General features: G+C 32.3%; 24 protein-coding genes. 23 read left to right on the plus strand and 1 reads right to left on the minus strand.

All coding sequences use genetic code 11. The features are described from left to right. Positions 1-65: 65 nt before the first annotated feature. From licT to uvsE, 4 genes are all read left to right on the plus strand, one after another. The gene (gene licT / locus DWV06_RS15725) at positions 66-911 is read left to right on the plus strand and encodes a BglG family transcription antiterminator LicT (protein WP_235828988.1); all 846 of its coding nucleotides are present in this window, start codon (positions 66-68) and stop codon (positions 909-911) included. 102 nt (positions 912-1,013) lie between these two features. Next, complete coding sequence (locus DWV06_RS15730) at positions 1,014-3,110, plus strand: PTS transporter subunit IIABC (protein ID WP_115483145.1); 2,097 nt, start codon at positions 1,014-1,016, stop codon at positions 3,108-3,110. Between the two features lie 17 nt (positions 3,111-3,127). After that, entirely contained in the window at positions 3,128-3,385 is a 258-nt protein-coding gene (locus tag DWV06_RS15735) for an HPr family phosphocarrier protein (protein WP_115483146.1), read from the plus strand. Between the two features lie 190 nt (positions 3,386-3,575). Continuing rightward, positions 3,576-4,835, plus strand: a complete 1,260-nt coding sequence (gene uvsE, locus DWV06_RS15740; RefSeq protein ID WP_115483147.1) for a UV DNA damage repair endonuclease UvsE — start codon at positions 3,576-3,578, stop codon at positions 4,833-4,835. 65 nt (positions 4,836-4,900) lie between these two features. Here uvsE and DWV06_RS15745 read toward each other — a convergent pair whose 3' ends face one another. Beyond that, positions 4,901-5,539, minus strand: coding sequence for a phosphoribosyltransferase (locus tag DWV06_RS15745; protein ID WP_115483148.1), 639 nt, complete (start codon positions 5,537-5,539; stop codon positions 4,901-4,903). 198 nt (positions 5,540-5,737) lie between these two features. Between DWV06_RS15745 and DWV06_RS15750 the strand changes: the two genes are divergently transcribed. From DWV06_RS15750 to DWV06_RS15840, 19 genes are all read left to right on the plus strand, one after another. Further along, positions 5,738-6,508, plus strand: a complete 771-nt coding sequence (locus tag DWV06_RS15750; protein WP_115483149.1) for a CpsB/CapC family capsule biosynthesis tyrosine phosphatase — start codon at positions 5,738-5,740, stop codon at positions 6,506-6,508. Between the two features lie 29 nt (positions 6,509-6,537). Next, positions 6,538-7,311 (plus strand): YveK family protein, encoded by a 774-nt coding sequence (locus DWV06_RS15755; protein WP_115483150.1) that lies wholly within the window; start codon positions 6,538-6,540, stop codon positions 7,309-7,311. Then, the gene (locus DWV06_RS15760; protein WP_115483151.1) at positions 7,298-8,017 is read left to right on the plus strand and encodes a CpsD/CapB family tyrosine-protein kinase; all 720 of its coding nucleotides are present in this window, start codon (positions 7,298-7,300) and stop codon (positions 8,015-8,017) included. The genes DWV06_RS15755 and DWV06_RS15760 overlap by 14 nt, the downstream gene beginning before the upstream one ends. Positions 8,018-8,054: 37 nt before the next feature. Next, entirely contained in the window at positions 8,055-8,429 is a 375-nt protein-coding gene (locus DWV06_RS15765; protein ID WP_115483152.1) for a hypothetical protein, read from the plus strand. A gap of 43 nt (positions 8,430-8,472) precedes the next feature. Beyond that, positions 8,473-9,600: an LCP family protein gene (locus DWV06_RS15770; RefSeq protein WP_115483153.1), complete on the plus strand. Its 1,128-nt coding sequence runs from the start codon at positions 8,473-8,475 to the stop codon at positions 9,598-9,600. 6 nt (positions 9,601-9,606) lie between these two features. Next, positions 9,607-11,478: a polysaccharide biosynthesis protein gene (locus tag DWV06_RS15775; protein ID WP_115483154.1), complete on the plus strand. Its 1,872-nt coding sequence runs from the start codon at positions 9,607-9,609 to the stop codon at positions 11,476-11,478. Between the two features lie 82 nt (positions 11,479-11,560). Beyond that, positions 11,561-12,772: a DegT/DnrJ/EryC1/StrS family aminotransferase gene (locus DWV06_RS15780; RefSeq protein WP_115483155.1), complete on the plus strand. Its 1,212-nt coding sequence runs from the start codon at positions 11,561-11,563 to the stop codon at positions 12,770-12,772. Between the two features lie 19 nt (positions 12,773-12,791). Beyond that, entirely contained in the window at positions 12,792-13,400 is a 609-nt protein-coding gene (locus DWV06_RS15785; protein ID WP_115483156.1) for a sugar transferase, read from the plus strand. 14 nt (positions 13,401-13,414) lie between these two features. Continuing rightward, a complete protein-coding gene (locus DWV06_RS15790) occupies positions 13,415-14,140 on the plus strand; it encodes a GNAT family N-acetyltransferase (protein WP_115483157.1) in 726 nt (241 codons plus the stop codon). A 28-nt stretch (positions 14,141-14,168) separates the two neighbouring features. After that, a complete protein-coding gene (locus DWV06_RS15795; RefSeq protein ID WP_115483158.1) occupies positions 14,169-15,368 on the plus strand; it encodes a glycosyltransferase family 4 protein in 1,200 nt (399 codons plus the stop codon). Positions 15,369-15,400: 32 nt separating this feature from the next. Continuing rightward, positions 15,401-16,411 carry a polysaccharide biosynthesis protein gene (locus DWV06_RS15800; RefSeq protein WP_115483159.1) on the plus strand — a complete coding sequence of 337 codons (1,011 nt, stop codon included), beginning with the start codon at positions 15,401-15,403 and terminating at the stop codon, positions 16,409-16,411. A 17-nt stretch (positions 16,412-16,428) separates the two neighbouring features. Further along, positions 16,429-17,538: a capsular polysaccharide biosynthesis protein CapF gene (locus tag DWV06_RS15805; RefSeq protein ID WP_115483160.1), complete on the plus strand. Its 1,110-nt coding sequence runs from the start codon at positions 16,429-16,431 to the stop codon at positions 17,536-17,538. A gap of 3 nt (positions 17,539-17,541) precedes the next feature. Continuing rightward, positions 17,542-18,672 carry a non-hydrolyzing UDP-N-acetylglucosamine 2-epimerase gene (wecB, locus tag DWV06_RS15810; RefSeq protein ID WP_193726033.1) on the plus strand — a complete coding sequence of 377 codons (1,131 nt, stop codon included), beginning with the start codon at positions 17,542-17,544 and terminating at the stop codon, positions 18,670-18,672. Further along, the gene (locus DWV06_RS15815; RefSeq protein ID WP_115483161.1) at positions 18,673-20,121 is read left to right on the plus strand and encodes a hypothetical protein; all 1,449 of its coding nucleotides are present in this window, start codon (positions 18,673-18,675) and stop codon (positions 20,119-20,121) included. It begins immediately after the preceding gene. A 29-nt stretch (positions 20,122-20,150) separates the two neighbouring features. After that, complete coding sequence (locus tag DWV06_RS15820; RefSeq protein WP_115483162.1) at positions 20,151-21,239, plus strand: glycosyltransferase WbsX family protein; 1,089 nt, start codon at positions 20,151-20,153, stop codon at positions 21,237-21,239. 15 nt (positions 21,240-21,254) lie between these two features. Further along, on the plus strand, positions 21,255-22,577 hold the full coding sequence (locus DWV06_RS15825; RefSeq protein WP_115483163.1) for an O-antigen polymerase: 1,323 nt from the start codon (positions 21,255-21,257) through the stop codon (positions 22,575-22,577). An 18-nt stretch (positions 22,578-22,595) separates the two neighbouring features. After that, entirely contained in the window at positions 22,596-24,014 is a 1,419-nt protein-coding gene (locus DWV06_RS15830; RefSeq protein WP_162300661.1) for a lipopolysaccharide biosynthesis protein, read from the plus strand. A 10-nt stretch (positions 24,015-24,024) separates the two neighbouring features. Next, a complete protein-coding gene (locus tag DWV06_RS15835; RefSeq protein WP_115483165.1) occupies positions 24,025-25,212 on the plus strand; it encodes a Coenzyme F420 hydrogenase/dehydrogenase, beta subunit C-terminal domain in 1,188 nt (395 codons plus the stop codon). A gap of 14 nt (positions 25,213-25,226) precedes the next feature. Next, positions 25,227-26,417: a polysaccharide pyruvyl transferase family protein gene (locus tag DWV06_RS15840; RefSeq protein ID WP_115483166.1), complete on the plus strand. Its 1,191-nt coding sequence runs from the start codon at positions 25,227-25,229 to the stop codon at positions 26,415-26,417. The last annotated feature ends 3 nt before the right edge of the window (positions 26,418-26,420 follow it).

Genomic DNA, 26,420 nt, shown 5'->3' on the forward strand with positions numbered 1-26,420 from the left:
TTTGTAACAAATGAATTTTTTACAAAGCAGGTCTTTTTTGCGACTTATAAGAGGGGTGGCATGGGGTGTATTACATTACAAAAGTAATAAATAATAACATTGTATGTTCTGTAGATTCCGGTGGAAATGAAATTATACTGCGTGGTCTTGGAATAGGTTTTCAAAAGAAAGTAAAAGATGAAATACCTAAGGAAAAGATTGAGAAGATTTATAAAATTTCAAACGCATCTACATCAAACAAACTTCAGGAATTGTTGAAAAATATTCCTTTGGAGTATGTAAGTACTTGTACGGAAATTATTGAGTATGCGAAGAAAGTATTAGGAAAACGACTCAATGATAATATTTACATTACATTAACAGATCATATAAGTTTTGCAATTGAGAGAAAACAACAGGATTTGGAATATACCAATGCACTTCTGTCAGAAATCCGAAGCTTTTATTCTCAAGAGTATGAGATTGGTATACAGGCACTTGCAATTATTGAAGAGAAATTGGGGATACGGCTCTCCTTGGACGAAGCGGGATTCATAGCATTGCATATTATCAATGCTGAATTGGATACTGATATGAGTAATATGGTCAGTATCACAAATTTAATACAGAATGCAATTTTAATAGTGAAAGAATATTATAATATCGAATGGGATGAAGAATCACTGCATTGTGTACGATTTGTAACTCATTTGAAGTTTTTTGGACAGAGATTGTTTCAAAATAAAATTACAAAAGATGATGATATCGGATTTCAGAACATGGTGAAAAAGAGATATCCAAAAGATTACGGCTGTGCATTAAAGATAAAAGAATATATAGAAGGAACTTTTAAGAGAAAAATTACGGAAGAAGAAATGGTTTTTCTCACAGTTCATTTGCGTAGAATAACTAGCAATTCGGATTGTGACTGATTTAGCAGGCAAGACCGAAGTAGTGGAATAGAAGGTATAATTTTACCTTTTTATTTGATTACTTTGGTCTTTTTTTATAAATAAAAAGGAGGATTTTACATTATGAAAGATCAAATTTTTGGGGTATTGCAACGAGTTGGTAGATCGTTTATGTTACCTATTGCCATTTTGCCTGTGGCAGGACTATTTTTGGGAATTGGTGGTTCATTCACCAATGAAACGATGTTAGAAACTTATGGATTAGTTGAGTTTATGGGAAAAGGAACCATAATGTATGCAATTTTATCGGTTTTAAATGCAGCCGGAAGCATAGTTTTTGCCAATCTGCCTATTTTATTTGCAATGGGTGTAGCAATTGGTATGGCTAGAAAAGAAAAAGAAGTTGCAGCATTAGCAGCAGCAATTGCATTTTTAATTATGCATGCATCAATTGGCTGTATGATTGATATTAACGGTGGAACCGATTCAATGCTTGCAGGTTCCACTACATCAGTACTTGGAATCACTTCACTTCAAATGGGAGTGTTTGGAGGTATTATTGTCGGGCTTGGTGTATCGGCCTTACATAATCGTTTTTATAAGATTGAACTGCCTCAAGTATTGTCATTCTTTGGAGGTACCAGATTTGTACCTATCATAAGTTCAATAGTATTTTTATTTGTTGGAATTGGGATGTTTTTTGTTTGGCCTCCAATTCAGACTGGAATTTATAAAGTTGGAGATTTAGTTTTAAGATCAGGATATGGCGGAACATTTATATATGGAGTTATGGAAAGAGCATTGATTCCTTTTGGGCTTCATCATGTATTCTATTTACCGTTCTGGCAGACAGCAGTTGGTGGTGTCGCAACAGTAAATGGCCAGTTAATTGAAGGTGCTCAGAATATTTTCTTTGCAGAACTTGGAACTAAGGGAATTGAACATTTCAGTGTGTCAGCTACCAGATTTATGTCAGGTAAATTCCCTCTTATGATATTTGGTTTAGCAGGTGCTGCTTTGGCAATGTATAAATGTGCAAAACCTGAAAAGAAAAAACTGGTAGGTGGATTATTACTATCTGCAGCGTTGACTTCTATGTTGACCGGAATTACAGAACCTATTGAATTTACATTTTTATTTGTAGCACCGATTTTATATGTGATTCACTGTGCTTTGGCAGGTTTATCCTACATGTTAATGCATATTCTTAACGTTGGAGTTGGTATGACTTTCTCAGGAGGACTTATTGACTTAACTCTATTTGGTATTTTACAGGGAAATCAAAAAACCAGTTGGGTATGGATTGTAATCGTGGGAATTGGATATTTTATTGTTTACTATTTTGGATTCAGTTTCTTAATTAATAAATTCAACTTTAAAACACCGGGTCGTGAAGAAGGAGACGCTGAAACAAAACTTTATACCAGGGCAGACGTAAATGCCAAAAAGGGTAAAAAGGGTGAGAATGCATCAGGCGGAAGCGATGATGTAACTTCAGCAATGATTACAAAAGGATTAGGTGGAAAAGACAATATCAGTGATGTTGACTGTTGTGCAACAAGGTTACGTACGACTGTTTTTGATGCATCTAAAGTTGATGAAAGTACATTAAAGCAAAGTGGTGCAGCCGGAGTTATTAAAAAAGGTAATGGTATTCAAATTATTTATGGACCAAGAGTAACAGTTATTAAGTCTAATTTAGAAGATTATTTACACAGTTCAGCAAGTGATATCGTAGAAGAAGAAACAAACGTCGAAGCAACAAAAGTAGAAGCAAAGGTACTTGCACCTTTAACGGGTAAAGTACTTACACTTCAAGAAGTAAATGACGGTGTATTTTCAGAAGGAATGCTTGGAGAAGGAATTGCGATAGAACCGGAAGATGGATTAGTGGTTGCACCATTTGACGGAGAAGTATCCATGGTATTTGATACGAAACATGCAATTGGATTAGTTGATGAGAATGGAGTTGAATTATTAATCCATGTAGGAATTGATACGGTACAGTTGAATGGAAAATATTACGAAGTAATGGTAAAAGATGGACAGAAGGTGAAAGCTGGAGACGAAATGTTAAAGGTGGATTTAGAAGGAATTAAAAAAGAAGGGTATCGCACAATTACTCCTATTATTGTTACTAATACAGATAATTTCCAATCTATTACTCACACAAATCAAAATCAGGCCAAGAAATTAGATGAGATCTTAGATATAAAATAAGAGAAGGAGAATAAATAATGAAAAGTTTTAATTACGTAATTACAGATGAAGTAGGGATTCATGCCAGACCTGCAGGAACTCTTGTGAAAGAAGCAAAAAATTATAAGTCAAAGGCAACTATTTCAGCAAATGGTAAAAATGCAGATCTTACAAGATTGATGTCAATTATGAGTCTTGGAGTAAAACAGGGTACGGAAGTCACTATCCTTGTTGAAGGCGAGGATGAGGAAGAAGCAGCTGAAAAATTGGAAGCTTTCTTTAAAGAAAATTTATAATTTTAAATGGTTACAAGGAAAATTTGATAATAAATAATATGTTCAGAGGGCTGTCGCACGAATGTGTGGCGGCCTTTTCACTTTAGTGATTATTTTGCATTTTAGGTATGAGGTATTAAAAAATATAGTTAGGAAAAAATATAATAAGATAAAGATTTAAATTTTATAATCTATGAAATGAGGAACAGTCGTGAGTATAGGATATGCATGTTTAACGATGGGAGTATCTAATACACAGCTTAGAAGCTGTATAAAAAAGAATGCTCAAGAATCTAATTTATTAGAAATAATAGAACACAATTTAGGCGTTCTTGATAACATACTTGAATACAATCAAAAGAATCATATTAAATTATTTCGAATTAGTTCGGATCTGATTCCGTTTGGTTCAGCTCCGATCAATAATATTCCCTGGTGGGAAATTTTTTCTGATAGATTTGAACAGTTAGGAAGTAAGATCCGTTCTTATCATATGAGGGTCTCTATGCATCCGGGGCAGTATACAGTTTTAAATTCACCTAAAGAAGAAGTTGTACTTAGAGCAATTGATGATCTAACGTATCATACTAAAGTCTTAGACTGCCTTGGGATGGGAAAGGAACACAAAATAGTACTTCACATTGGTGGAGTCTATCATGATAAAGAAGAGTCGATTCATAGATTTATCAGAAATTATCTTACTCTTAAACAACATATTAAAAATCGTCTCGTAATCGAAAATGATGATAAGTCATATAATATTAGTGAAGTATTAAGGATAGGGAAAATTCTCAACATACCGGTAATCTTTGATAATCTTCATAATAAAATTAACTCTGGTTTAGAAAATATAAATGAGTTTGAATGGATTGAAGAGTGTAAAAAGTTATGGAAGAAAGAGGATGGAAAACAGAAAATACATTATTCACAACAAAATGTATTTAAAAGTAAAGGTTCGCATTCTGATACAATTGAAATTCGTGAATTTATGGATTTTTATAAAAGACTAAACAGGAATGATATTGATATTATGTTGGAAGTAAAAGATAAAAACCTTTCCGCTGTGAAATGTATAAACTGTACATCAAAAAGAAAAGAGAAGTTTGCATTAATACAGGAATGGAATAAATATAAGTATACGATTTTAGAAAAATCTCCGATACAATTTGAACAAATCATTCATATATTAGAGGAAAGTAAAGAATGTTTACCTGTTTCATTTTATTGCCTGATTCAAGAAGGAATGAATATGGAGCCTAAGAAAGAAAACATGGTAAATGCGGCTCAAGATATTTGGTATTGTTATTTTAGGGAAATTGTTACGGATAAAGAACAAAAGAATTTTTTTGAAAATATTAATAAACTACAAAATGGAGAAATTAAAATAGCAAGAGTTAAGAAAGATTTAATGAAGTTGGCGGAGAAATATCAAAGTTCATTACTTTTAAATTCTTATTATTTTTATTTATAATCAAGTGCCACTTTTTAACCTGAAAGGAAAATTTGTGGCACTTTTTAATCTATGCAGCTGAAAACTTATATTTTTGAAAACCCATAATCATTGACTAAAGCATCAATCGGCTTATTTTCCTTACATAAACGGCAGTTTGATGAGGAATAGGTTTGATAATCAGGAATATCAGCACTTGTAAAAAGAGCATTGATTGGATAATCATATATTTTATTTGCAGAGCTGAAAATTGCAGAGATACCGGCAATACTACCGCCGTAATATTGAATAACTTCTACTGCTCCTGCTACGGTCTTCCCTGTAGTAGCTGATGCCAATAAGATAAGAACGTGTTTGTCTTTCACCATATGCTGCATATTTTCGCGAAACAGGAATTGGCCCGCATGGCTGAATTCAGGAGTTGTTATGTAGAGGGTCTTATGTTTATTCATGGAGATGATACCTGATTCCGTCAGGTAATTGGCAAGGTATGCTCCAATTACTTCGCAGCCGTCAATACATACTATGGTATCGATAATCGTAGTAGTAAGATAACTGTCTGCCATAGCCCGGGCAATCTGTAATGCCTCATTTTGCCGTGATTTCATATGCGTCATATCCAGATAGTAATTAACATGTGAATGAGCAGTAACAAAATGACCGGGAACCATCCGCAGCTTAATATTAGGATAACTTTTTGAAGTAATTCTTACATAACTTTCCATATAATACCCTCCTTGACTTTCTGATTTATATTTTAGGTTGTTACATATATTATATGCATTTATTAAAAAGATAACAAGGTATTTTATCTTTGTTTGGTATTTTTTGTAAATAGTGAGAACTTCTAAAAATTGGTATAAGTCCTCACGTATAATAATAAATTCCTAAGAATATATTGGGCAAGAAAGGATGAGAATTTCATGGTGGAGCAAAAAGGAGTTATAATTAATAAAAAGAAAAAATATGAAAATAAATTTATAGATATCCATAACCATTTATTACCTTGGCTGGATGACGGTTCTAAAAGCTTAGAACAAACTGAAAACATGTTAAAAATTGCTTATAAAGAAGGAGTTCGAACTATTATAGTGACCCCTCATTTTAAAGGGGAAAATGATTATAATTTTTATAATCATGTAGAAGATGTATTGGAAACAGTAAAGTCGAATTTAAATGATTACACATCTCAAATTACTTTGAAACTGGGATGTGAAATTTTTTATAGTCATGATTGTCTGCATTTATTAAATGAAAAGATAATTCCTACAATGGCAGATTCTCGATATATATTAGTTGAATTCTTTCCTATGGCTGATTATCAATATATAAGAAATGCAGTGCAAGAATTATTGTTCGGAGGTTATTATCCAATATTAGCACATATTGAAAGGTACCATAATATAATAAAGGATATGAACCAAGTTAAAAGATTAATTGATATGGGAAGCTACATCCAAGTAAATGCTATGAGCATCGAAGGGAAAGCGGGATTTTCCATTTACAGAGCTACGAATGCACTACTGAAAAACGATCTCGTTCATTTTGTTGCCACAGATGCACATAGTGAATTTACAAGAGCACCAAAGATAAAACAGTGTTCAAAGTACCTTACCAGAAAATTTGGGAAATCTTATATGCAGAAACTTTTACTTGAAAATCCAAATAAAATTTTAAAAAATGAGTATTTGTAAGTAAAAAGGAAAGTGGTACGGAGATTAAGATGGATCAAAAAGATTATAACAAAGAATTTGAAGTTGATTTAAGTGAGTTATTTATGGTAATTCTAGGGAAATTCTGGGTTATCGTAATGTTTGGAATTGTATTTATGCTGGTATCTTTTTTAGTCAGCAAATATGCATTTGTACCCGAGTTTGAATCTTCGACTAAAATTTATGTGTTAAATAAGCAAAATAATGAATCAGGTCTGACATATGGAGATTTACAGACAGGTACACAGTTAACGAAAGATTATATGACATTAGTGACTAGCAGATTAGTAATAGAACAGGTGATTGCAGAATTGGGATTAGAATTGAGTAATGAAGAATTACGAAATTCCGTCACTGTAACGAATCCTATGGATACTAGAATTCTAGAAATAGCAGTGAGAAATAAAGATCCTTTCATTGCAAAGAAAGCAGCGGATGCTTTAAGAAAAGATTCAGAAGAACATATTACCCATGTTATGGATATTAAACGAATTAACTTGGTGGAAGAAGCAAATATCCCTGAAAATCCGGTCACCCCTAATATTAGTTTAAACATTGCTTTAGGAGGCGTTTTGGGAATTGTAATTGCAAGCTTTCTTATATTACTTAGATTTTTTATGGATGACACAATAAAAACACCGGAAGATGTTGAAAAATATCTGGGGCTCAGTGTACTAAGTACAATACCTTTGCAGTCAGATATGAATGTTACCAATAAAAAAAATAAATCGACGAATGGCCGGGTAAAAAGAGAGAGAAGGAGAAGAGCGTGTGGAGACAATTGATATCAGTAATCTTTTGAACTTTGATTTTCAGAGAAGAGAAGCATTTAATACATTAAGAACCAATATTCAATTCTGTGGGAATGACATTAAGGTAATTGGAATTACCAGTTGTTCACCCAATGAGGGAAAAAGCAGTATATCATTAAATCTTGCAGTAAGTCTTGCGGAAGCAGATAAAAAAGTTATTTTTGTTGATGGTGACTTGCGTAATTCAGTTATGATAGCCAGATATAGAGTGAGTCATGCAGTGACCGGTCTTTCTCACTATCTTTCGGGTATAAATATGGAGGATGATTTTATCTATCCTACCAATATTAAAAACTTAGATTTGATATTATCAGGACCTGTTCCCCCAAACCCATCTGAATTATTCGGCAGTCAAAGTTTTAGTCTTTTAATCAAAGAGTTAAAAGAATCGTATGATTATATCATAATTGATACACCACCGCTTGGAAGTGTAATTGACAGTGCTGTTATTTCGCGGGAATGCGATGGGATGCTTATCGTTATTGAGGCAAATGCAATTAATTATAAATTTGCTCAGAGAGTAAAAGAACAATTAGACAAAACAGGTTGTAAAATTTTAGGTACTGTTTTGAATAAAGTAGACTTGAACAAAAAAGGTTATATGAGTAAACATTATGGAGCGAATTACGGTAGATATTATAACAATGAATATAGTGCTAAAAGTGCAAAGAAAAGTTGAGAGTGAATAGTAAGAGATTAGAAAAAAGAGGATGAGTATGAGGAAAAGAATATTAATAATTGTTGGAATTATTTTAATTTTGGTTCTAATATTTGTCAGCCTTCTAACAATTTTCTTAGAAGATCATACGGCTCCAGTCATTGAATTTGAAGAAGAAATGGTGTATACACAAGGAGAAGATATGGAGGAATTGTTGAAGCATGTAAAAGCAGTTGATGATGTAGATGGGGATGTTTCAAATACTCTAATTATAGGAAATATAAATGTATTAACAGGCGGGAACAAAGTGAAAATATTATTTGCAGCAAAGGACTCTAAAAATAATGTTGCAAAAGTATCAAAAGTTGTTAAATACAAAAAAGCAGATAAAAAGAAAAATGAGAGTTCAAAAGAAAAAAATCAATCAAGATGATAATTAGAAATTCTATCCAAAATAGTGTTCGGAGGGAAATATTATGAGAAGATTTATAGTAATCATTCTACAATTTATATTAACTTTGGTATTTTTAGGAAGTGTTATTAAGTTAAATTTATTACCGAATAAATATATAATAACTTTAAGTTTAGTTTGGCTGGCTATTTTAGCAGTTACATTTTTTACTCAGTTATCAGGCAGATGGGTTAAGACAGGAAAAGTAATCAGTTTAATTGCCTGCGTTATTTCTGTAATGGGTGCCGGATATTTTTTGAAAGTTCAAAGTATCTTACCTTCACCTTGCAGCGGGGGATGTGAGGTCAATGCTCCCGGGGTTTTAACGAAGGAGACCAAGATTACGAAAGCTGTTTTAAATGAGGAAAAGAAGAATATCAGTAAAGAGGCATTTATTATATATATCAGTGGTTTAGAGTCTTATGATGAGATCACTCCTGAAAGCCAGAGTGATATTAATATAATTGCAGTAGTTAATCCATTGACCAGGCAAATTTTATTAACTACAACACCAAACGATTATTATTTAAAAGTTCCGGTTATTAAGAGTAAAAAGCCTCACGTAGTTAATGATAAAATGGATCAGGCTGCAACTTATGGGTTTGAATCTTCCATAAAAGCGATACAAAGTCTTTATGATGTTCAAATAAATTATTATGTACGTGTAAACCATACTACGCTTATGGAATTGGTAGATGCACTACATGGTATTCAAGTCAACTCAAAACTGGCTTTTAAAGTTGGGGACTATGAGTTTGTTAAAGGTAATAATAAATTGGATGGTAAAGAAACCGTTATGTTTATGCAAGGAGATAAGGATAGCCGTATCAATGATCTTCTTATTTTAAATGCAATAAATGAAAAAGTAAGTTCTCCTTCTATTATTAAAAATGGATTTAGTGTTATGGAATGTATATCTGAAAATGTTCAAACAAATTTCAGTAAGTCTGAGCTTGTAGAATTGGCAAAATTAAAGATGACGTTTGGGAAACAATGGAAAACAATTATAAACAGCGTTAATGGAACAATGAAAATGGAAATAACTAATTCTAAAAATAGTAAGGAAGAAGTCAGAGTTCCAGATAAAAAGAGTCTTGAAGACGCAAAAGTAGATATTCAGAAAGTTCTGGGAAATGAGGTGTTAACAAGATAATATTATATGGAGAAAATATTTAAAAGCAAGGTATTGATGTTTCGAAAAATATTTTTAATTGTTTGCGATGTTATTTCAATTACACTTGCATCCATATTAGCATTATTATTACGTTTTGATCTTCAATATTCAAGTAATGTTACAGAACTTTTGAATTTGATATTATTATATTTACCATTTAACGTGATAATTACACTAATTATATTTTATATATTTCGGCTATATCATAGTTTGTGGACCTATGCAGGAGTAACAGAGATGGTTAATATAATTATATCCTGTGTATTGTCTGCAACCGTACAAACGATAGGCATAATGGTGTTAAACAATCAAAAACTTTTTGTAATCCCAAGAAGTTATTATTTGTTATACGGTATGTGTCTGCTATTGTTTGTAGTTGGAAGCCGATATGTATATCGAATTATAAGAATCATTTTAAAAAGAAGAAACGCGAGTGCAAAGAATAAAAATGTAATGATAATTGGTGCAGGTGACGCCTGTAATACTTTGATCAAAGAAATGAAAAACAGTCATTGTCTACAGAAAACAGTATGTTGTGTAATAGATGACGACAGGACAAAAATAGGTAATTTTATTCATGGAATAAAAGTAGTAGGAGGACGTGAGGATATTATCAGGATGGCTGCTTATTATCGGATTGACGAGATTATCATAGCAATGCCTTCCTCAAAGAAAAAAGTAATAAAGGAAATTTTAAATATATGTAAAGAAACAAAATGTGAACTTAAGACCCTTCCCGGAATTTATCAATTAGTAAATGGGGATGTAAATGTCAGTGCTCTTAGAAAAGTAGATGTATTGGATTTATTAGAACGTGAGCCGGTTGAAGTTGATTTAGAATCAATTATGAGATACGTGGCAAATAAAGTTGTATTAGTGACTGGAGGAGGAGGCTCAATTGGTAGTGAATTGTGCCGTCAAGTCGCTGGCCAGAATCCTAAGAAATTAATTTTGGTGGATATTTATGAAAATAATGCTTATGACATACAACAAGAACTTTCTAGAAAATATCCCAAATTAGATCTGGTTGTTTTAATTGGTTCCGTAAGAAATACGAAAAGAATGAATTATATATTTGAAACGTATCAACCCAATATTGTCTATCATGCTGCTGCACACAAACATGTGCCCTTAATGGAAATAAGTCCCAATGAGGCGATTAAAAACAATGTGCTTGGAACGTGGAAGACGGCTCAAGCCGCATTGAAAAATGATGTGGAAAGATTTGTTTTGATTTCTACTGATAAAGCAGTTAATCCTACCAATATTATGGGAGCTTCAAAGAGGATGTGTGAAATGATCATTCAGTCGCTGGACAAAAAAGGACAGACTAAATTTGTAGCAGTACGATTTGGTAATGTATTAGGAAGTAATGGAAGTGTCATTCCGCTGTTCCGAAAACAAATTGCTTCCGGAGGACCTGTTACCGTGACACATCCGGATATCATAAGATACTTTATGACGATACCGGAGGCAGTATCTTTGGTATTACAGGCAGGGGCATACGCCCAAGGAGGGGAAATTTTTGTTCTTGATATGGGGGAACCCGTTAAAATTTTGGAGTTAGCCAAAAATTTAATACGATTATCAGGATATATTCCAGGGGAAGATATAAAGATAGAATTCAGCGGTTTAAGACCAGGTGAAAAGTTATATGAGGAGTTACTTATGAAAGAAGAAGGAATGCAAAGCACAGAAAATCAATTGATTTTTATTGGGAAACCGATAGAATTTGATAAAAAAAAGTTCTTTAAGCAATTAGAACAGTTGAAAGAAATGACAGAGAAAGAAGAGCAGGACATCAAAAAAGAGGTACAAAAAATAGTACCAACGTATGTAATAGAGGAAAATGAATAGTATATTGATGAAACGATTTCAATTCATAGGGACATATTGTCGTGAATAATATTAGGTAAGGATAGAGAATCATGGAGTAATAATGAGATTAATATCATTTTCACCACCCGATGTTACAGACAAAGAAGTGATTGAAGTATCCAAAGCTTTAAAGTCAGGCTGGATTACCACAGGCCCCAGAACAAAAGAATTTGAACAAAAGATTGCAGAATATGTAGGGGTGAATAAAGCAGTATGTCTGAATAGTGCAACTTCAGCATTAGAATTGACCCTGCGTATTCTGGGAGTAAGTTCTGGGGATGAAGTCATAACCTCTTCCTATACTTATACAGCTTCTGCATCTGTCATAGATCATGTTGGAGCCAAAATAGTATTTGTAGATACCGCCCCAGATTCGTATGAGATGGATTACAATAAACTTGCAGATGCTGTTACAGAGAAGACAAAAGCAATTATATCGGTAGATATAGCCGGAAGAATGTGTGATTACGAAAGAATTTTTAAGATTGTTGAAAAGAAAAAGAATCTTTTTCAAGCAGATAATAAAATACAAAAGATATTTGGAAGAATTACTGTTGTGGCTGATGCCGCACATGCTTTAGGAGCAGAGCAGAAAGGAAAAAAAGCAGGGCAGATAGCAGATTTTACTACGTTTTCATTTCATGCAGTAAAAAACATAACCACCGCTGAAGGCGGAGCCGTTGTATGGAAAAACGATATAGGACTTGATGATGAATGGGTATATAAACAGTTCATGTTATATAGTCTTCATGGGCAGTCAAAAGATGCTTTTGCAAAGTCACAAAAAGGTGCATGGGAGTATGATATCATTTATCCGGCATACAAATATAATATGACAGACATTTTGGCAAGTTTTGGCTTGGTTCAGCTAAGCAGGTATCCTGAGTTGTTAAAAAGAAGAAGACAATTAATTCAATTATATAATGAGAGGATTCTTCCATTAGGTGTAGAAATATTTGAACATTCAGGAAAAGATTTCACTTCTTCCGGGCATCTGTATTTAATAAGGATACCTGGAATTGATGTGGAACAAAGGAATCAAATAATTGTAAAACTGGCTGAGGAAGGTATAGCAACAAATGTTCATTATAAGCCTCTGCCTATGTTTACAGCATACAAAGAATTGGGATTTTGTATAGAGGATTATCCAAATGCATATGCGCAATATAGAAATGAAATAACATTACCGCTACATACATTACTTTGCGATGAAGATGTGGTCTATGTATGCAGCAAGCTGGAAAAAGCATTGGAAAGTCTGACTTGTAGGTAAGTGCAAGGAGGTTTGTTTAGTGTATAAAAATTTTTTTAAAAGGTTAATTGATATTGTTCTTGCAATCAGTGCTTTGCCATTTTGGAGTTTGATATTCATGATTGTAGGTCCACTTATTTACTTTGAGGATAAAGGTTCTATTTTCTACAATTCACTACGGCTTGGTAAAGACGGAAAACGATTCAAAATGTATAAATTCCGTTCTATGAAAAAAAATTCAAAAGATATAAGGAATAAAGACGGCTCAACCTATAACGCAATAGATGACCCAAGGCTGACTAAAATTGGAAAGTTTATAAGAAATACCAGTCTGGATGAAACTCCACAACTTTTAAATATTATTAAGGGAGATATGAGTATTATAGGGCCAAGACCTGATTTACCAGAGCATAGTGATCAGTATGAAGGGGATGAGAGACGTAAATTAGAGGTCCGTCCGGGTTTGACCGGCTATAATCAGGCATATTATAGAAACATGGTACCATGGAAAGAAAGAATCAGAAATGATATTTATTATGTGGATCATTTATCATTCTGGTTAGATATTAAGATTTTTTTGAAAACGATAGAAAGTGTTTTCAAACAAAAATCAGTTTATATCTCAAACGATTCTAGTAAGACAGAATAGGAGTACATTCTTTTATGCAAGAAAATGAAAGAAATGGAGTGATATTTGAAGAATTACAATGGGATACCCAATTTTTCGGTGTTAGTTGTGCAAAAGCAGTTTTGCATAGACCATTATCTTTGCATGAGTGGGATGATTTGAAACAGAAATTTTGTAATTATCAGTTCCTATCAATAAAAAATTGTAATTCAGAGTCCCAAAATTCTCAACTGATAGGAAAAGATACATCTGCATTTTTGGCAGATGTTAATTTACAATTTATGAAAAAAATAAATTATCCTTCTAAGATACCGGAGCATATAAAAATATATCAAGCCATGAAAAAAAATGAGCAGATCATAGATATGGCCGAATTCAAGTATTCAAAGTTTCTAGAAGATTTTCAATTGAAAATGCGGGGGGGAGACTTGGTTTATGAGCAGTGGATTCGTAATGCTTTCGAAAAACCAGAGAAATATTTTATGATATCAAAAGAAAATAATAAGATAAATGGATTTTTGCTATATTCTTTTCATGGTGCAGCATGTGTCATAGAATTAATTGCAGTAGATAAAAAGTCTGTAAAGACTGGGATAGGAACCAGTCTTTTTCAAGGATTAGAATCAGAGGTTTATCGTATGGGAATAGATATGATACAGGTAGGAACACAAGTAAAAAATATAGAAGCAATTAATTTTTATCATAAGGTTGGTTGTAATCATGTAGGAAGTCATCAGATTTATCATTTGTGGAACTTATAAAAATGGATATAAAGGAGACAAAGATTCAGTGAGGATATTATATATTGCGACTTCATTTCCTGAACCCCGTAAGGGGGCTACTATATATACGGATTTAGCAGAAGCTTTGTATAAAGCCGGGCATGAGATAACCGTTGTTGTATCGGAAGAAAAGAGAAATAGAAAAGTAACGAAAATCAAGAAAGAACGGGGTTTTGAAGTACTTAGAGTCGTTACCGGGAATTATTATAATGTAGGTTTCATTGAGAAAGGGATTACTACTTTTAAAATCCCATTATGGATGCGTTGGGGGATTTCAAAATATTTGGGAGGCAGAAAATTCGATTTTATCTTGTTTGAATCGCCGCCTATAACCATCGCTGGTCTAGTGGCATGGGCAAAGAAAAAATATAATTGTCCGGCTTATTTAATGTTAAAAGATATATTTCCACAAAATGCGTTGGATCTAAATATCTTATATTCCAACAGTCTTTTATATAAAGTGTTTAAAAGACAAGAAAAAAGATTATACAAAACAGCAGACAAAATAGGATGTATGTCTGAAGCGAATATCACTTATCTTCATAAGCATAATCCTTGGTTAATGAAAGATAAATTAGAAATTTTTCCAAATACCAAGAAACTAAGAGAAGATATTAGCAGAATAGGTTTTCCTATGCGTGCTCGTTATGGAATTCGTGAAGGAGCATGCGTTTTTCTTTTTGGCGGTAATATGGGCAGACCACAATTTATACAGCTTTTGTGTAAGGCAATCAAAGAATGTAAAGAGGAAAAAGATATATTTTTTCTTTTTATTGGACGCGGAACGGATAGTTACAAATTGGATCATACCATAAAGAAGAATCAAATTGAAAATGCACTTGTAATAAATGAGTTACCAAGAATTGAATATGAGCAGATAATTAATGAATGTGATGTGGGTCTGATTATATTAGATCCCAGATTTACAATTCCAAATTATCCTTCTCGTATTTTGTCATATATGGAATATGCAAAACCAGTGCTGGTAGCTTCAGATAGGGTTACTGATTTAAAAGAACTGGTAGAGGATGCAGACTGTGGAGAATGGGTATGGTCAGGAGATGTTGATTCATTCGTTCTGGCTATTAAACGAATGGCAGATAGTGATGATTTAATTGAGAAAGGAATGAATGGACGAAATTATATTGAAACTCATTTTAGAGTAGAAAAATCTGTAGAAATTCTTGAAAAACATTTTGATGCATGAACGCAACCGTGATCTCAGAAAAGAGGTATATTATGTTTAAAAATAAAACATTATTGATTACAGGTGGAACGGGATCCTTTGGAAACGCAGTTATGGAAAGATTTCTACATACGGATATAAAAGAAATTCGCATATTTTCGAGGGATGAGAAAAAACAAGATGATATGAGGAAAGCATATAAAAATGATAAACTAAAGTTCCATATTGGTGATGTGAGAGATTTACAATCAATTAAAAATGTTATTTATGGGGTGGACTATATTTTTCATGCAGCAGCTTTGAAACAAGTACCATCCTGCGAATTTTTTCCGCTAGAAGCAGTAAAAACAAATGTAATTGGAACAGATAATGTGCTTACTGCAGCGATAGAAGGTGGAGTGAAAAAAGTAATCTGTCTTTCAACAGATAAGGCTGCTTATCCGATCAATGCCATGGGAATTTCCAAAGGAATGATGGAAAAAGTTTTTGTAGCTAAATCAAAGACAGTAGATGCAAAAAAAACGTTGATTTGTGGAACAAGATATGGAAATGTTATGGCATCCCGTGGTTCTGTCATACCGCTTTTTATCGAACAATTAAAGAGTGGTCGCCCTATAACAATAACGGATCCGAATATGACAAGATTTTTAATGAGCCTGAAAGAGGCAGTAGAACTTGTGATATTTGCATTTGCAAATGCTGAGGCGGGAGATATTATGGTACAGAAATCACCGGCATCTACAATTGGAGATTTAGCGCAGGCATTAAAAGAATTATTTCACAAAGATAATGAAATAGTGATAATTGGAACACGTCATGGTGAGAAACGTTACGAAACTCTTTTAACAAAGGAAGAAGTCGAAGTGGCGGAAGATATGGGGGACTTTTTCAGAGTACCGGCAGACACAAGGGATCTCAATTATGAAAAATATTTTGTTGAAGGGAATCCGGAATTGTCAATTCGGGAGGATTATAATTCAGATAATACAATTAGGCTTAATATTGAGCAGATTAAAGACAAATTATTAGAGCTGGATTATATCAGAAAAGAATTGAGCAGTTAGAAAGGTGGAAATATGTTATGAAGATACTTGTGACAGGAGCAAAAGGGTTTATAGGAAGAAACTTGATTGCTCATTTAAAAAATGTAGAAAATATTGATATTATGGAATACGATACAGATTCTGATATCTCTAATTTAGAAGGGTATTGTAAGGAGGCAGAATTTGTTTTTCATCTTGCAGGAGTGAATAGACCTAAGGATCAAACAGAATTTATGGGAGGAAATTTTGGTTTTACTTCAACCTTATTAGTTTATTTAAACAAATATAATAATCATTGTCCTATTATGATTTCTTCTTCCACTCAGGCAGAATTGGATAATCCTTATGGAAAGAGTAAAAAAGCGGGTGAACATTTAGTTTTTAAATATCAAAGAGAAACGGGAGCCAAAGTTCTGGTCTATCGTTTTCCGAATGTATTTGGGAAATGGTGCAGACCCAATTATAATAGTGCAGTAGCTACCTTCTGCTATAATATTTCTCGTGATTTACCAATAACAATCAATGATCCTGATACGGTTTTGAATCTAGTATATATTGATGATGTGATTGACGAATTGATGCAGGCCTTAGAAGGTAATGAAAATATGATCGGAAAATATTGTGAAATACCTATTGTATATCGAGTGACACTTGGAAAAATAGCTGAATTATTGAACTCATTTAAAAAAATCCGAGAAGATAATTTTGTACCGGATCTTTCCAACAGTTTTATAAAGAAACTATACAGTACGTATTTAAGTTACCTTCCAGAAGAACAATTCAGTTATGAACCTTTTGTCTTCGAAGATTCTAGAGGGACTTTTACAGAATTTATAAAATCTAACGTTAGTGGGCAGGTATCTATAAATATTTCAAAACCTGGTATTACCAAGGGAAATCACTGGCATCATACAAAAAATGAAAAGTTTATTGTTGTCAGTGGAACAGGTGTTATTCGTTTTCGTAAGATAGGAACGGAACAAGTGATAGAATATTTTGTCAGCGGGGATAAAATGGAAATTGTAGATGTACCTTGTGGATATACCCATAATATTGAAAACTTAGGTGATACAGATTTAATTACTATAATTTGGGCGAATGAATGTTTTGATACCAATAGACCGGACACATATTATTTGGAGGTTTAATGAATGGAAAAGAAGCTGAAAGTAATGACTGTAGTTGGTACCAGACCGGAAATAATTCGGTTATCGGCTGTTATTAACAAGTTGGAAAGTTCGGATTCTATCAACCATATACTGGTTCATACGGGGCAAAATTATGATTACGAATTGAATGAAGTATTTTTTCAGGATCTACAGCTGAAGAAACCGGATTATTTTTTAAATGCTGCTATTGGCTCTGTATTAGAAACGATAGGGAATGTTTTGATTAAGATAGATAAGGTGCTGGAAAAGGAAAATCCAGATGCATTTTTAGTATTGGGAGATACCAATAGTTGTTTATCTGCGATTGCAGCAAAACGTAGACATATACCAATTTTTCATATGGAAGCCGGAAATCGGTGTTTTGATCAACGGGTTCCTGAAGAAAGTAACCGGAAAATTGTAGATCATATTGCAGATATTAATTTGACTTATAGTGATATTGCAAGAGAATATTTATTAAAAGAAGGACTTCCTGCTGATAGAATTATTAAAACAGGAAGTCCTATGTTTGAGGTACTTCAAGAACAAAAATCCCAAATTGAACAATCCATGATAGTTGAAACGCTTGAGTTAAAGGAAGAGAAATACTTTGTGGTATCAGCTCATAGAGAAGAAAACATTAATTCAGATGAAAATCTAAATGATCTAGTAGAAAGTTTGAATACGATAGCAGAAGAATATAATATGCCGATAATTGTAAGTACTCACCCCAGAACCAGAAAAAAAATTACTGAAACAGGTATTAATTTTCATAAATTAGTAAAAACAATGCGGCCTCTTGGTTTTCATGATTATGTAAAACTTCAAGCCAAATCAAAGATTGTATTAAGTGATAGTGGAACGATCAGTGAAGAATCTTCTATACTGGGATTTCCAGCCCTGAATATCAGGCAGGCACATGAAAGGCCGGAAGCTATGGAGGAAGGAAGCGTTATGTTGGTTGGATTAAAATCCAACAGAATCCTGCAGGGGATTGAAATATTAAAAACACAGAATAAAGATACATTGAGAAAGGTAGAGGATTATAGTATGCCTAATGTATCAGACAAAGTACTTCGTATTTTAATATCTTATACTGATTATGTGAATCGATTTGTCTGGAGGAAAGAATAATTGAATATAGTAATAATAAAAGAAAATAAATTAATATTTAAGAAAAAAGAATTAGAACTGAGTGATTTATTAACAGATGAATGTTATAAGTTTTGTGAGGAACAAGTAAAACGATATAAAAATGATCTTTATGTGGTGAACGAGGTCTATTTAAATACAGTACAGCCGGTACTGGCAATTATACTATTTTTTAAGAAAAACAATATAGAAATAGTGAAATTTAAACATACCAATCGTAATTTGTATTCTATGGTCATGGATGCTGCCTATGTATGCCAAATAAAAACGTTGGGAACAGATAAATATTATAAGTTGGTTCGAATAATTGTCGGTTATCTATATACATATATAACAGCAGCTTATCTTATCGTGCAGATGATACTGCGGCCGTATTCCGGCAAGATGGAATCAAATATCAAGTTTTCTGTAATTCGCACACCAGCAGCGAAGAAAAAGATGTCTTTTTTGAAAGATATATCAGTAAAATATGAATACTTAAAAGAAAATATTAGTGAGGATTTGTCAATTTATAATTGTTTTCATCGAAAAATGAGGATATGGTGGGCGATTTTATCCTGGTTTTATTCCTATCGGGAATTAAAAAAGATACGGCATTGGGCTTCGCAAATGATAGGACCGTATAGCGGAGTAGAGTTATTTTATTTTTATAGTAAACGAATAACGCATACGCTTTTATATGAATATCTGTTAAATGCCTATTTTAGAAAATTTATAGGTAAAATATATTTTACAGGAAATAATTTAGATCGGTTTTCTTTGATAGAAGAACACATTGCAAAGAAATATAATATAATAATTGTATGTATTCCTCATGGTTTGGAATATGGTTTTAAACTTCCTCATTGTTTTGTAGGAGATATTTTTTACGCAACTAGTAAACAGACTGCCTTGCATCTTAATTCTTTATATCATACAGAAAAATTTGTGTATGATTCTGCCATAGCTAAAAAGATGTTTTCTGTTCATGAAAACGGTGACCAAAAAACAAAAATAGTATTTTTTACGGAACCAAGGGAAGTTAATGTAAATTTAAATATTTTAAAGGAACTTCTTCCCATCATGGAGAAAGAGAATATGAAGCTATATTTAAAACTACATCCCAAAGATCAGAAAAGTAATTATCTGAAATATGAAAGTAATATAGCGTTTATTGATGATTTCAACGAAGCAATTTCTCATAATATTTGTTTTTCAAGAAAATCTACAGCTTTATTAGAAGCGATTTATAATAATTCAAAAGCGGCAGCTATATTAATAAATTCCAAAGATAAAGCAGTTTTTTATACCTTTCCTTCTTTACAGGAAAAGAAAATCAAAGTATTTGACAATACACAAGCTCTATTTGAATGGTTAAAAAAAGAGTGGTTGAAAAAAGAGACAAGAAAGAAAGCATATAAAAAGTTTATACATAATAGTGTATATTTTTAAAGATATAAAAAAGGAATGGAGAAGCATATATGAAGTTAATTGCTATGTATCTTCCTCAGTATCATCGGATTAAAGAAAATGATTTGTGGTGGGGGAACGGCTATACGGAGTGGGAAGCTGTTAAAAGAGCAGTTCCGCTTTTCAAAGGCCATGAACAGCCTAAGGTTCCATATAATAAAAACTATTATGATTTATCAAATGAAGATGCGAAAACACTAAAATGGCAGGTAGATTTAGCAAATGAATATGGAATATTTGGATTTTGTTTTTATCATTATTGGTTTAAAGACAATAAGCAGCTTTTAGAAAAGCCAATGGAAATTTTACTTGCACATCCTGAAATTAATATCAACTACTGTATCTGCTGGGCCAATGAAAGCTGGACTCGGACTTGGTATGGATTAGAGCAGGAAGTTCTTATGGAACAGGATTATGGAGGATTAAAAGAATGGGAAAATCATTTTAATTATTTACTTCCATTTTTTAAAGATACAAGGTATATAAAAATAAATGAAAAGCCAGTTGTTCATATTTACAAAAGTTGTGAGATTGAAGAGCTTTCAAAAATGAAAGATTGTTGGAATAAGTTGGCACATGAGAACGGATTTCCAGGTATTTATCTCATAACCGCTAATACAGGGGGAGGATTAGAAAGAAGGGAAGAACTTGTAGATGCATATTATAATTTTGAGCCGGGATTTACCCTGAACCATAGAATGAAATTCTTGGAACGTCTATTATTTGGTTTGCGGATTTGGATGAAAATGCAGTTAAATAAATTACTCCATAAGAAAAAGATCGAAAGAATCATAGATGCAAAAAAGATTTATAAATACATGAAAAGAGAACTGCTGGTTTATAATAAACCGGTTTTTAAAGGTACATATGTCAGTTGGGATAATACCCCGAGAAGATCATTTAAAGGACTGTATTACAAAAATACTTCCCCAAAATTATTTTATAAGTCTTTATTAGATTTAAAAAGAAGTGTGGGAGAAGATGAATTTGTTTATATCAATGCTTGGAATGAATGGGGGGAAGGATGTTTCCTGGAACCTGATGAAGAAAATGGGTTCCAGTATTTGGAAATGATTAAGAGGGCGGTGGAAGGAGAATAAGTAGAAAGGATTCATATGCTTGTAGGATTTCTAATTATACTAATAATTGTTTGTAATATCTTAATAACGAAGAAAGTATCAACAAATATTATTAACCCGGCTGTTTGGTTGTTTATGTCTTGGTTTATGATAACAGGATTATATTTTTTTTCTGGTATTACTTATTCCTATAAAATAAAATCTGAAACTTATATTTATATCATAATAGCAATGGTTTTATTTTATGCTTTTTTTACTTTAGGATACTTTACTAAATTAGCCAGGGGTGGAATAAATTTTGATATGGAAGAGAACTTTTCTTTTCATAAAAGAAAGTACTTATGCATTTCTGGTATAGGTTTAGTTTTATATATTTTTGATGTAATACGGCTGAATGCACTTTCTATTGGTTTGAGAAATCTAAGTATGAATGTCTCTGTGATTGGGACGATTGGATCATTTTTAGTAAATGCATCGTTGTTTTTGTGGCTTTATGATTTAACTTACGCATTATATAAAAATGAAAAATTAATGATAAGCTCTATTTTGCCATTAATGATATATTTAATACCTAATATAATAGTAGGGGGAAGGCAGTCTTTTATCATAGCATTTATAAGCAGTTTTTGTATTTATAAATTTTTAATCAGAAGAAAGAAAGAGTATAAATACAAAAAGAACATGTTATATATTTTTATCACTTTACTGTTGACTTTTTTTATTTATAATACAGTGGTTATCCAGAACAGATCTCAAAATAGAGATATGAACAGACATTATCAAGTGATTTTAAAGGATAAGGTTTCAAAAGAAACGGAAGAAGTGGTTCAAAAAACAGGCGTTTTTCAAGATGCAGTTATGCAGGGACTTCAATACTATTCACAGGAGTTTGTTGGATTTGCAATGGTTTATCAAGAATATGATTACAGGCCTTTTTGGGGAATGTATGAATTACATTATATTTCTAGAAGGCTTCCTTCTTTTTTACGTCTTGACTTTAATTTGGCAAGAGAGGAAATAGAAAGAATTAGCTTGAAACAGGGAACAATTGCAACCTTATATCGCACAGCATTGAAGGATTTTATTTTGGATTTTGGAAGAATTGGTGCTCTTTTAATTACTGCGTTACTAGGTTTATTTTTAGGAAGATCGTTCAGGAAGTTTAATAGTCAGCCGTCAATATATAGAATTATTTTGCAAGCATTATTTTGTTCAGCCGCATTTTTTTCTGTGCAATATAGTCCGTTTTATGAGACGAGATGGGCTTTTACTTTTTATTGGATGCTAATTATAACATTTATAGAATCATATCTAATAAAAAAGAGATTGAAAGTTGACTGGAGGAATAGAAATAAGTAAGCGATCATGGGGGCATATATGGAGAAAAGGAGTAATTTACAGAATCTAATTAATGGGACGGTATTATATTTTGTTGCCACATTTATAAGCAAATCTATGTCCCTGCTTATGCTTAGGTTTATAACCAGAGAAATTGCAACAGAATCTTATGGATATTATGATGTTATTGTTTCTCTGGTTCCTTTGTTTTTGCCCATATTTACAGTTCAATCAATAGAAGCTATTTTTCGATTTCTCTTTGATGCAGATGAAAATCAAAAAAAGCAGCTTTTGTCTAATCTTTGGGTAATTGTTTTTATGGGAAATTTGGCTGCATTAGTCTTGCTAGTTGTGATTGATGCATTTTTCGTTCCGATTCGTTACATGTGTGGCTTCTATTTTTATTATGTTGTATCGGTCTTTCTTAATATGTATCAGCGGGTGGCACGAAGTTATGGGAAAAGTAAAAAGTTTGCAATTTCAGGGATTATAAATAGTTTATTCTTGGTAGTTTTTCAAATTATTTCTTTATATGTATTTTGTGCTGATGTGAATGGATTACTTTATTCTTATGTTTTAGCAGGGCTATTTGCCTGTTTATATTTAGAAATGCATACAAAATCACTACAGCAATTTAAGTTAAGATATATTAATAAGTACCATATTAAAAAATTAATTGGATTTGGTCTTCCGCTTGTACCTAATAATATTAGTTGGTGGGCTTCTTCATCGATTAATCGCATGCTTATTATTACATTTATCTCTGAAAATGCCAGTGGTTTATTCGGAGTAGCTAATAAATTTTCCTCCATATTAGCTATGTTAACAGGAGTATTTCAGCTGGCATGGCAGGAAAGTGCTATTATCTCTTACAATTCTAAAGAAAAATCAAAATATTATTCAAAAGTTTATTCGAAATACTTTTTCCTATTATTTGGAGGATGTTGCTTTGTTCTTCCTATTATCAAAATATGTTTTCCTTTACTTGTCAGCGAAAGTTATCAATCAGTCTGGATATTGATTCCATTACTTATGTTTGGAACTAGTGCATCTTCCATGTCTATGTTCTATGGAGCCGGATATATCGCGTCACAAAAAACGAAAGATGCATTTTGGACAACAATCGTAGGTGCAGTTATCAATATTGTCATATGTTTGACATTTATTAAGCCTTTTGGTCTCTTTGCACCGGCATTAAGTTCTTTAATTGCTTATATCATTGTTTGGGTTATTCGTCATATCACAATGAAAAATTATTTTCAAATCAAAATAGAATGGAAGTGGCTCGTTATTGTTATATTGATGGGAATCATTTCTACGACAACATACTATTTTGCAGGTAATATTATGAATTGGCTGGTTTTCTTTATTATTTTTATATTTATGGCTTTGGGTAATCATGATGTCATAAGTAAATGTATAAAAAAGAAGAATAAAAAAAATCGGACAATTAAATAAGGAGATTTTTATGAATAAGATTGTAGATTTCAATAAGTGTACTGGATGTGGTGCATGTGAGAATATTTGTCCAAAACATGCCATTTTGATGCAACCAGATAAAGAAGGATTTCTTTATCCATCTATAAATGAAGAATTATGTGTGGAATGCGGTAAATGTTTAAAGGTCTGTCCTATTATAGATTTAAAAGAACCAATAGAAAGAGAGCCAACGGTTTGGGCTGGTTATTCTCTATGTGAAAAAATAAGAAAACAAAGTTCTTCTGGCGGAATTTTTTCTTTATTAGCCGAGAAAGTAATTGAAGGTGGAGGCATTGTTTGTGGAGTAGAATTGGATGAAAATTTTATTGTAAGGCATAGTTGTACCAATAATAGCGATGAGATTAAAAAGTATAATGGTTCTAAATATGTTCAAAGTGAAACTAAGGACATTTTTAAAAAGGTTAAATCATATCTTGTTGAAGGGAAAGAAGTATTGTTTTCAGGAACTCCTTGTCAGGTAGCAGGATTAAGGTCTTATCTTGGGAAGGAGTATGAATCTTTAATATGTGTGGATTGTATTTGTTTTGGGGTTCCATCTCCTTTAGTATTTCAAAAGTATATAAATTCTTTAGAAACAATAAAGGGAAAAAGTATAAAAAATATTAATTTTAGAAGTAAAGTGAATGGATGGACCGGAAAAAAGTTTTCGTTTGAAGTAACATATTCGGATGATACGTCAGAGAGCGAGATCATTACAAAAAATTTATATCACCGTACTTTTTTCAGTGGATTAAATGCAAGAAATTCTTGTTATGATTGTTCTTTTAAAACTCACATCAAGCCAGGGGATATAACACTTGCTGATTTTTGGGGAGTAGAAGAATTATTACCAGACATGGATGATGGAAAAGGAACTTCTCTTATTTTTCTCAATACTCAAAAAGGAGAAAAATTTTTGAAGGCAATAAAATGCAGGATCAAATATAAAGAAATTACATATGAAACAGCTGTTCAATATAATAAGGCAGCAAATATTTCTTTGCCTTTTCATTCTAAAAGAAATAAATTTTTTAATAAGATTGTAAAAGAGAGAAGTGGAAAAAAAATAATGAAAATAATGAAAAAATATACAAAAGTAAATTTTGTAATCAGGATATTACGATTTGGAAAAAGAAGAATCATAAAATTTTTACAAGTATTTCATAAGATTAATTAATCAGGAGGTAAGAGGTGAGTAATTTAAAGAAACTTGTATTATATTCTCATATTAGCAGTGGAAACCGCGGATGTGAAGCAACAGCACGAACAACGATTAAAATGCTAGGCTTTCAAAAAGAAAATAACTATATTTTTACAAATGATGTAGAAGATGAAAGATATTGTGGTACGCATCAGTATTCAAATCTTGTACCAATTAGAAGTGTAAAGGGCTTAAAACCAGCTACATCAGTATTTCCAAGAGCATTTAGCAAATTAGGAATTAGTAAATATGCGGTAGCAAGGTATTTATATAAAAAGTATCTGAATATCTTTGATTCGGATACTTTGGCCTTATCTACCGGTGGAGATTTGTATTGCTATGATAATACAAATGATTGGCTGGAGTACTTGAATCGAGAAATTTATAGGCGGAAAGCAGTAAATGTTTTATGGGCTTGTTCAATTGAAAATAAAAGGATTACCAATGATTTAAAAAAACATTTGCTGAGATATTCCTATATTATTGCACGTGAAAGTATTACATACGAAAATCTTAGAAATAATGGAATAAAAGAAAATGTAAAGCTTTATCCTGATCCGGCTTTTCTTTTAGAGAAAGAGCAGATTGATTTGTCTAGGCTAAAAGACTATGGAAATTTTGTAGGAATTAATATTAGTATCAGAACGAATGGAGGATATGATACGAATACTCTTTTTTTCAAAAATACAATTATATTAATAAAACATATTCTTGAAAATACAGATATGAGTGTTTTATTGATTCCTCACGTTTATTGGAAAAATGAAAGTGATTTAATCTTGTTGAACAAAATAGTTGAGTTATTTCCCTATAATGAAAGGGTACTTTTCGTAGAGCCTAAATTAAATTGTTGTCAACTTAAATATATCATATCCAAATGCAGATTTTATCTTGGAGCCAGGACACATTCAGTTATTGCGGCATATTCAAGTTTAGTTCCAACATTAGCTTTGGGTTACTCAATAAAATCAGCAGGGATCTCGAGAGATATTTTTGGTGATGAAAAGGGCATGGTGCTTTCTTCCAATCAGATAGAAGCAGAAAATGACATGGTCAATGCATTTGAATTGCTTAGAGAGAAGGAGAGCTGGATAAAAAGCAGGCTTGAAGAAAAAATCCCAGAGTTTGAAGGGGCATTGAAAGAAGCAGCAGAATATATGAAGACAATTCCTAGGAGGTAAGAG

This window comes from Anaerosacchariphilus polymeriproducens, from assembly GCF_003363435.1.
Taxonomy (GTDB): domain Bacteria; phylum Bacillota; class Clostridia; order Lachnospirales; family Lachnospiraceae; genus Anaerosacchariphilus; species Anaerosacchariphilus polymeriproducens.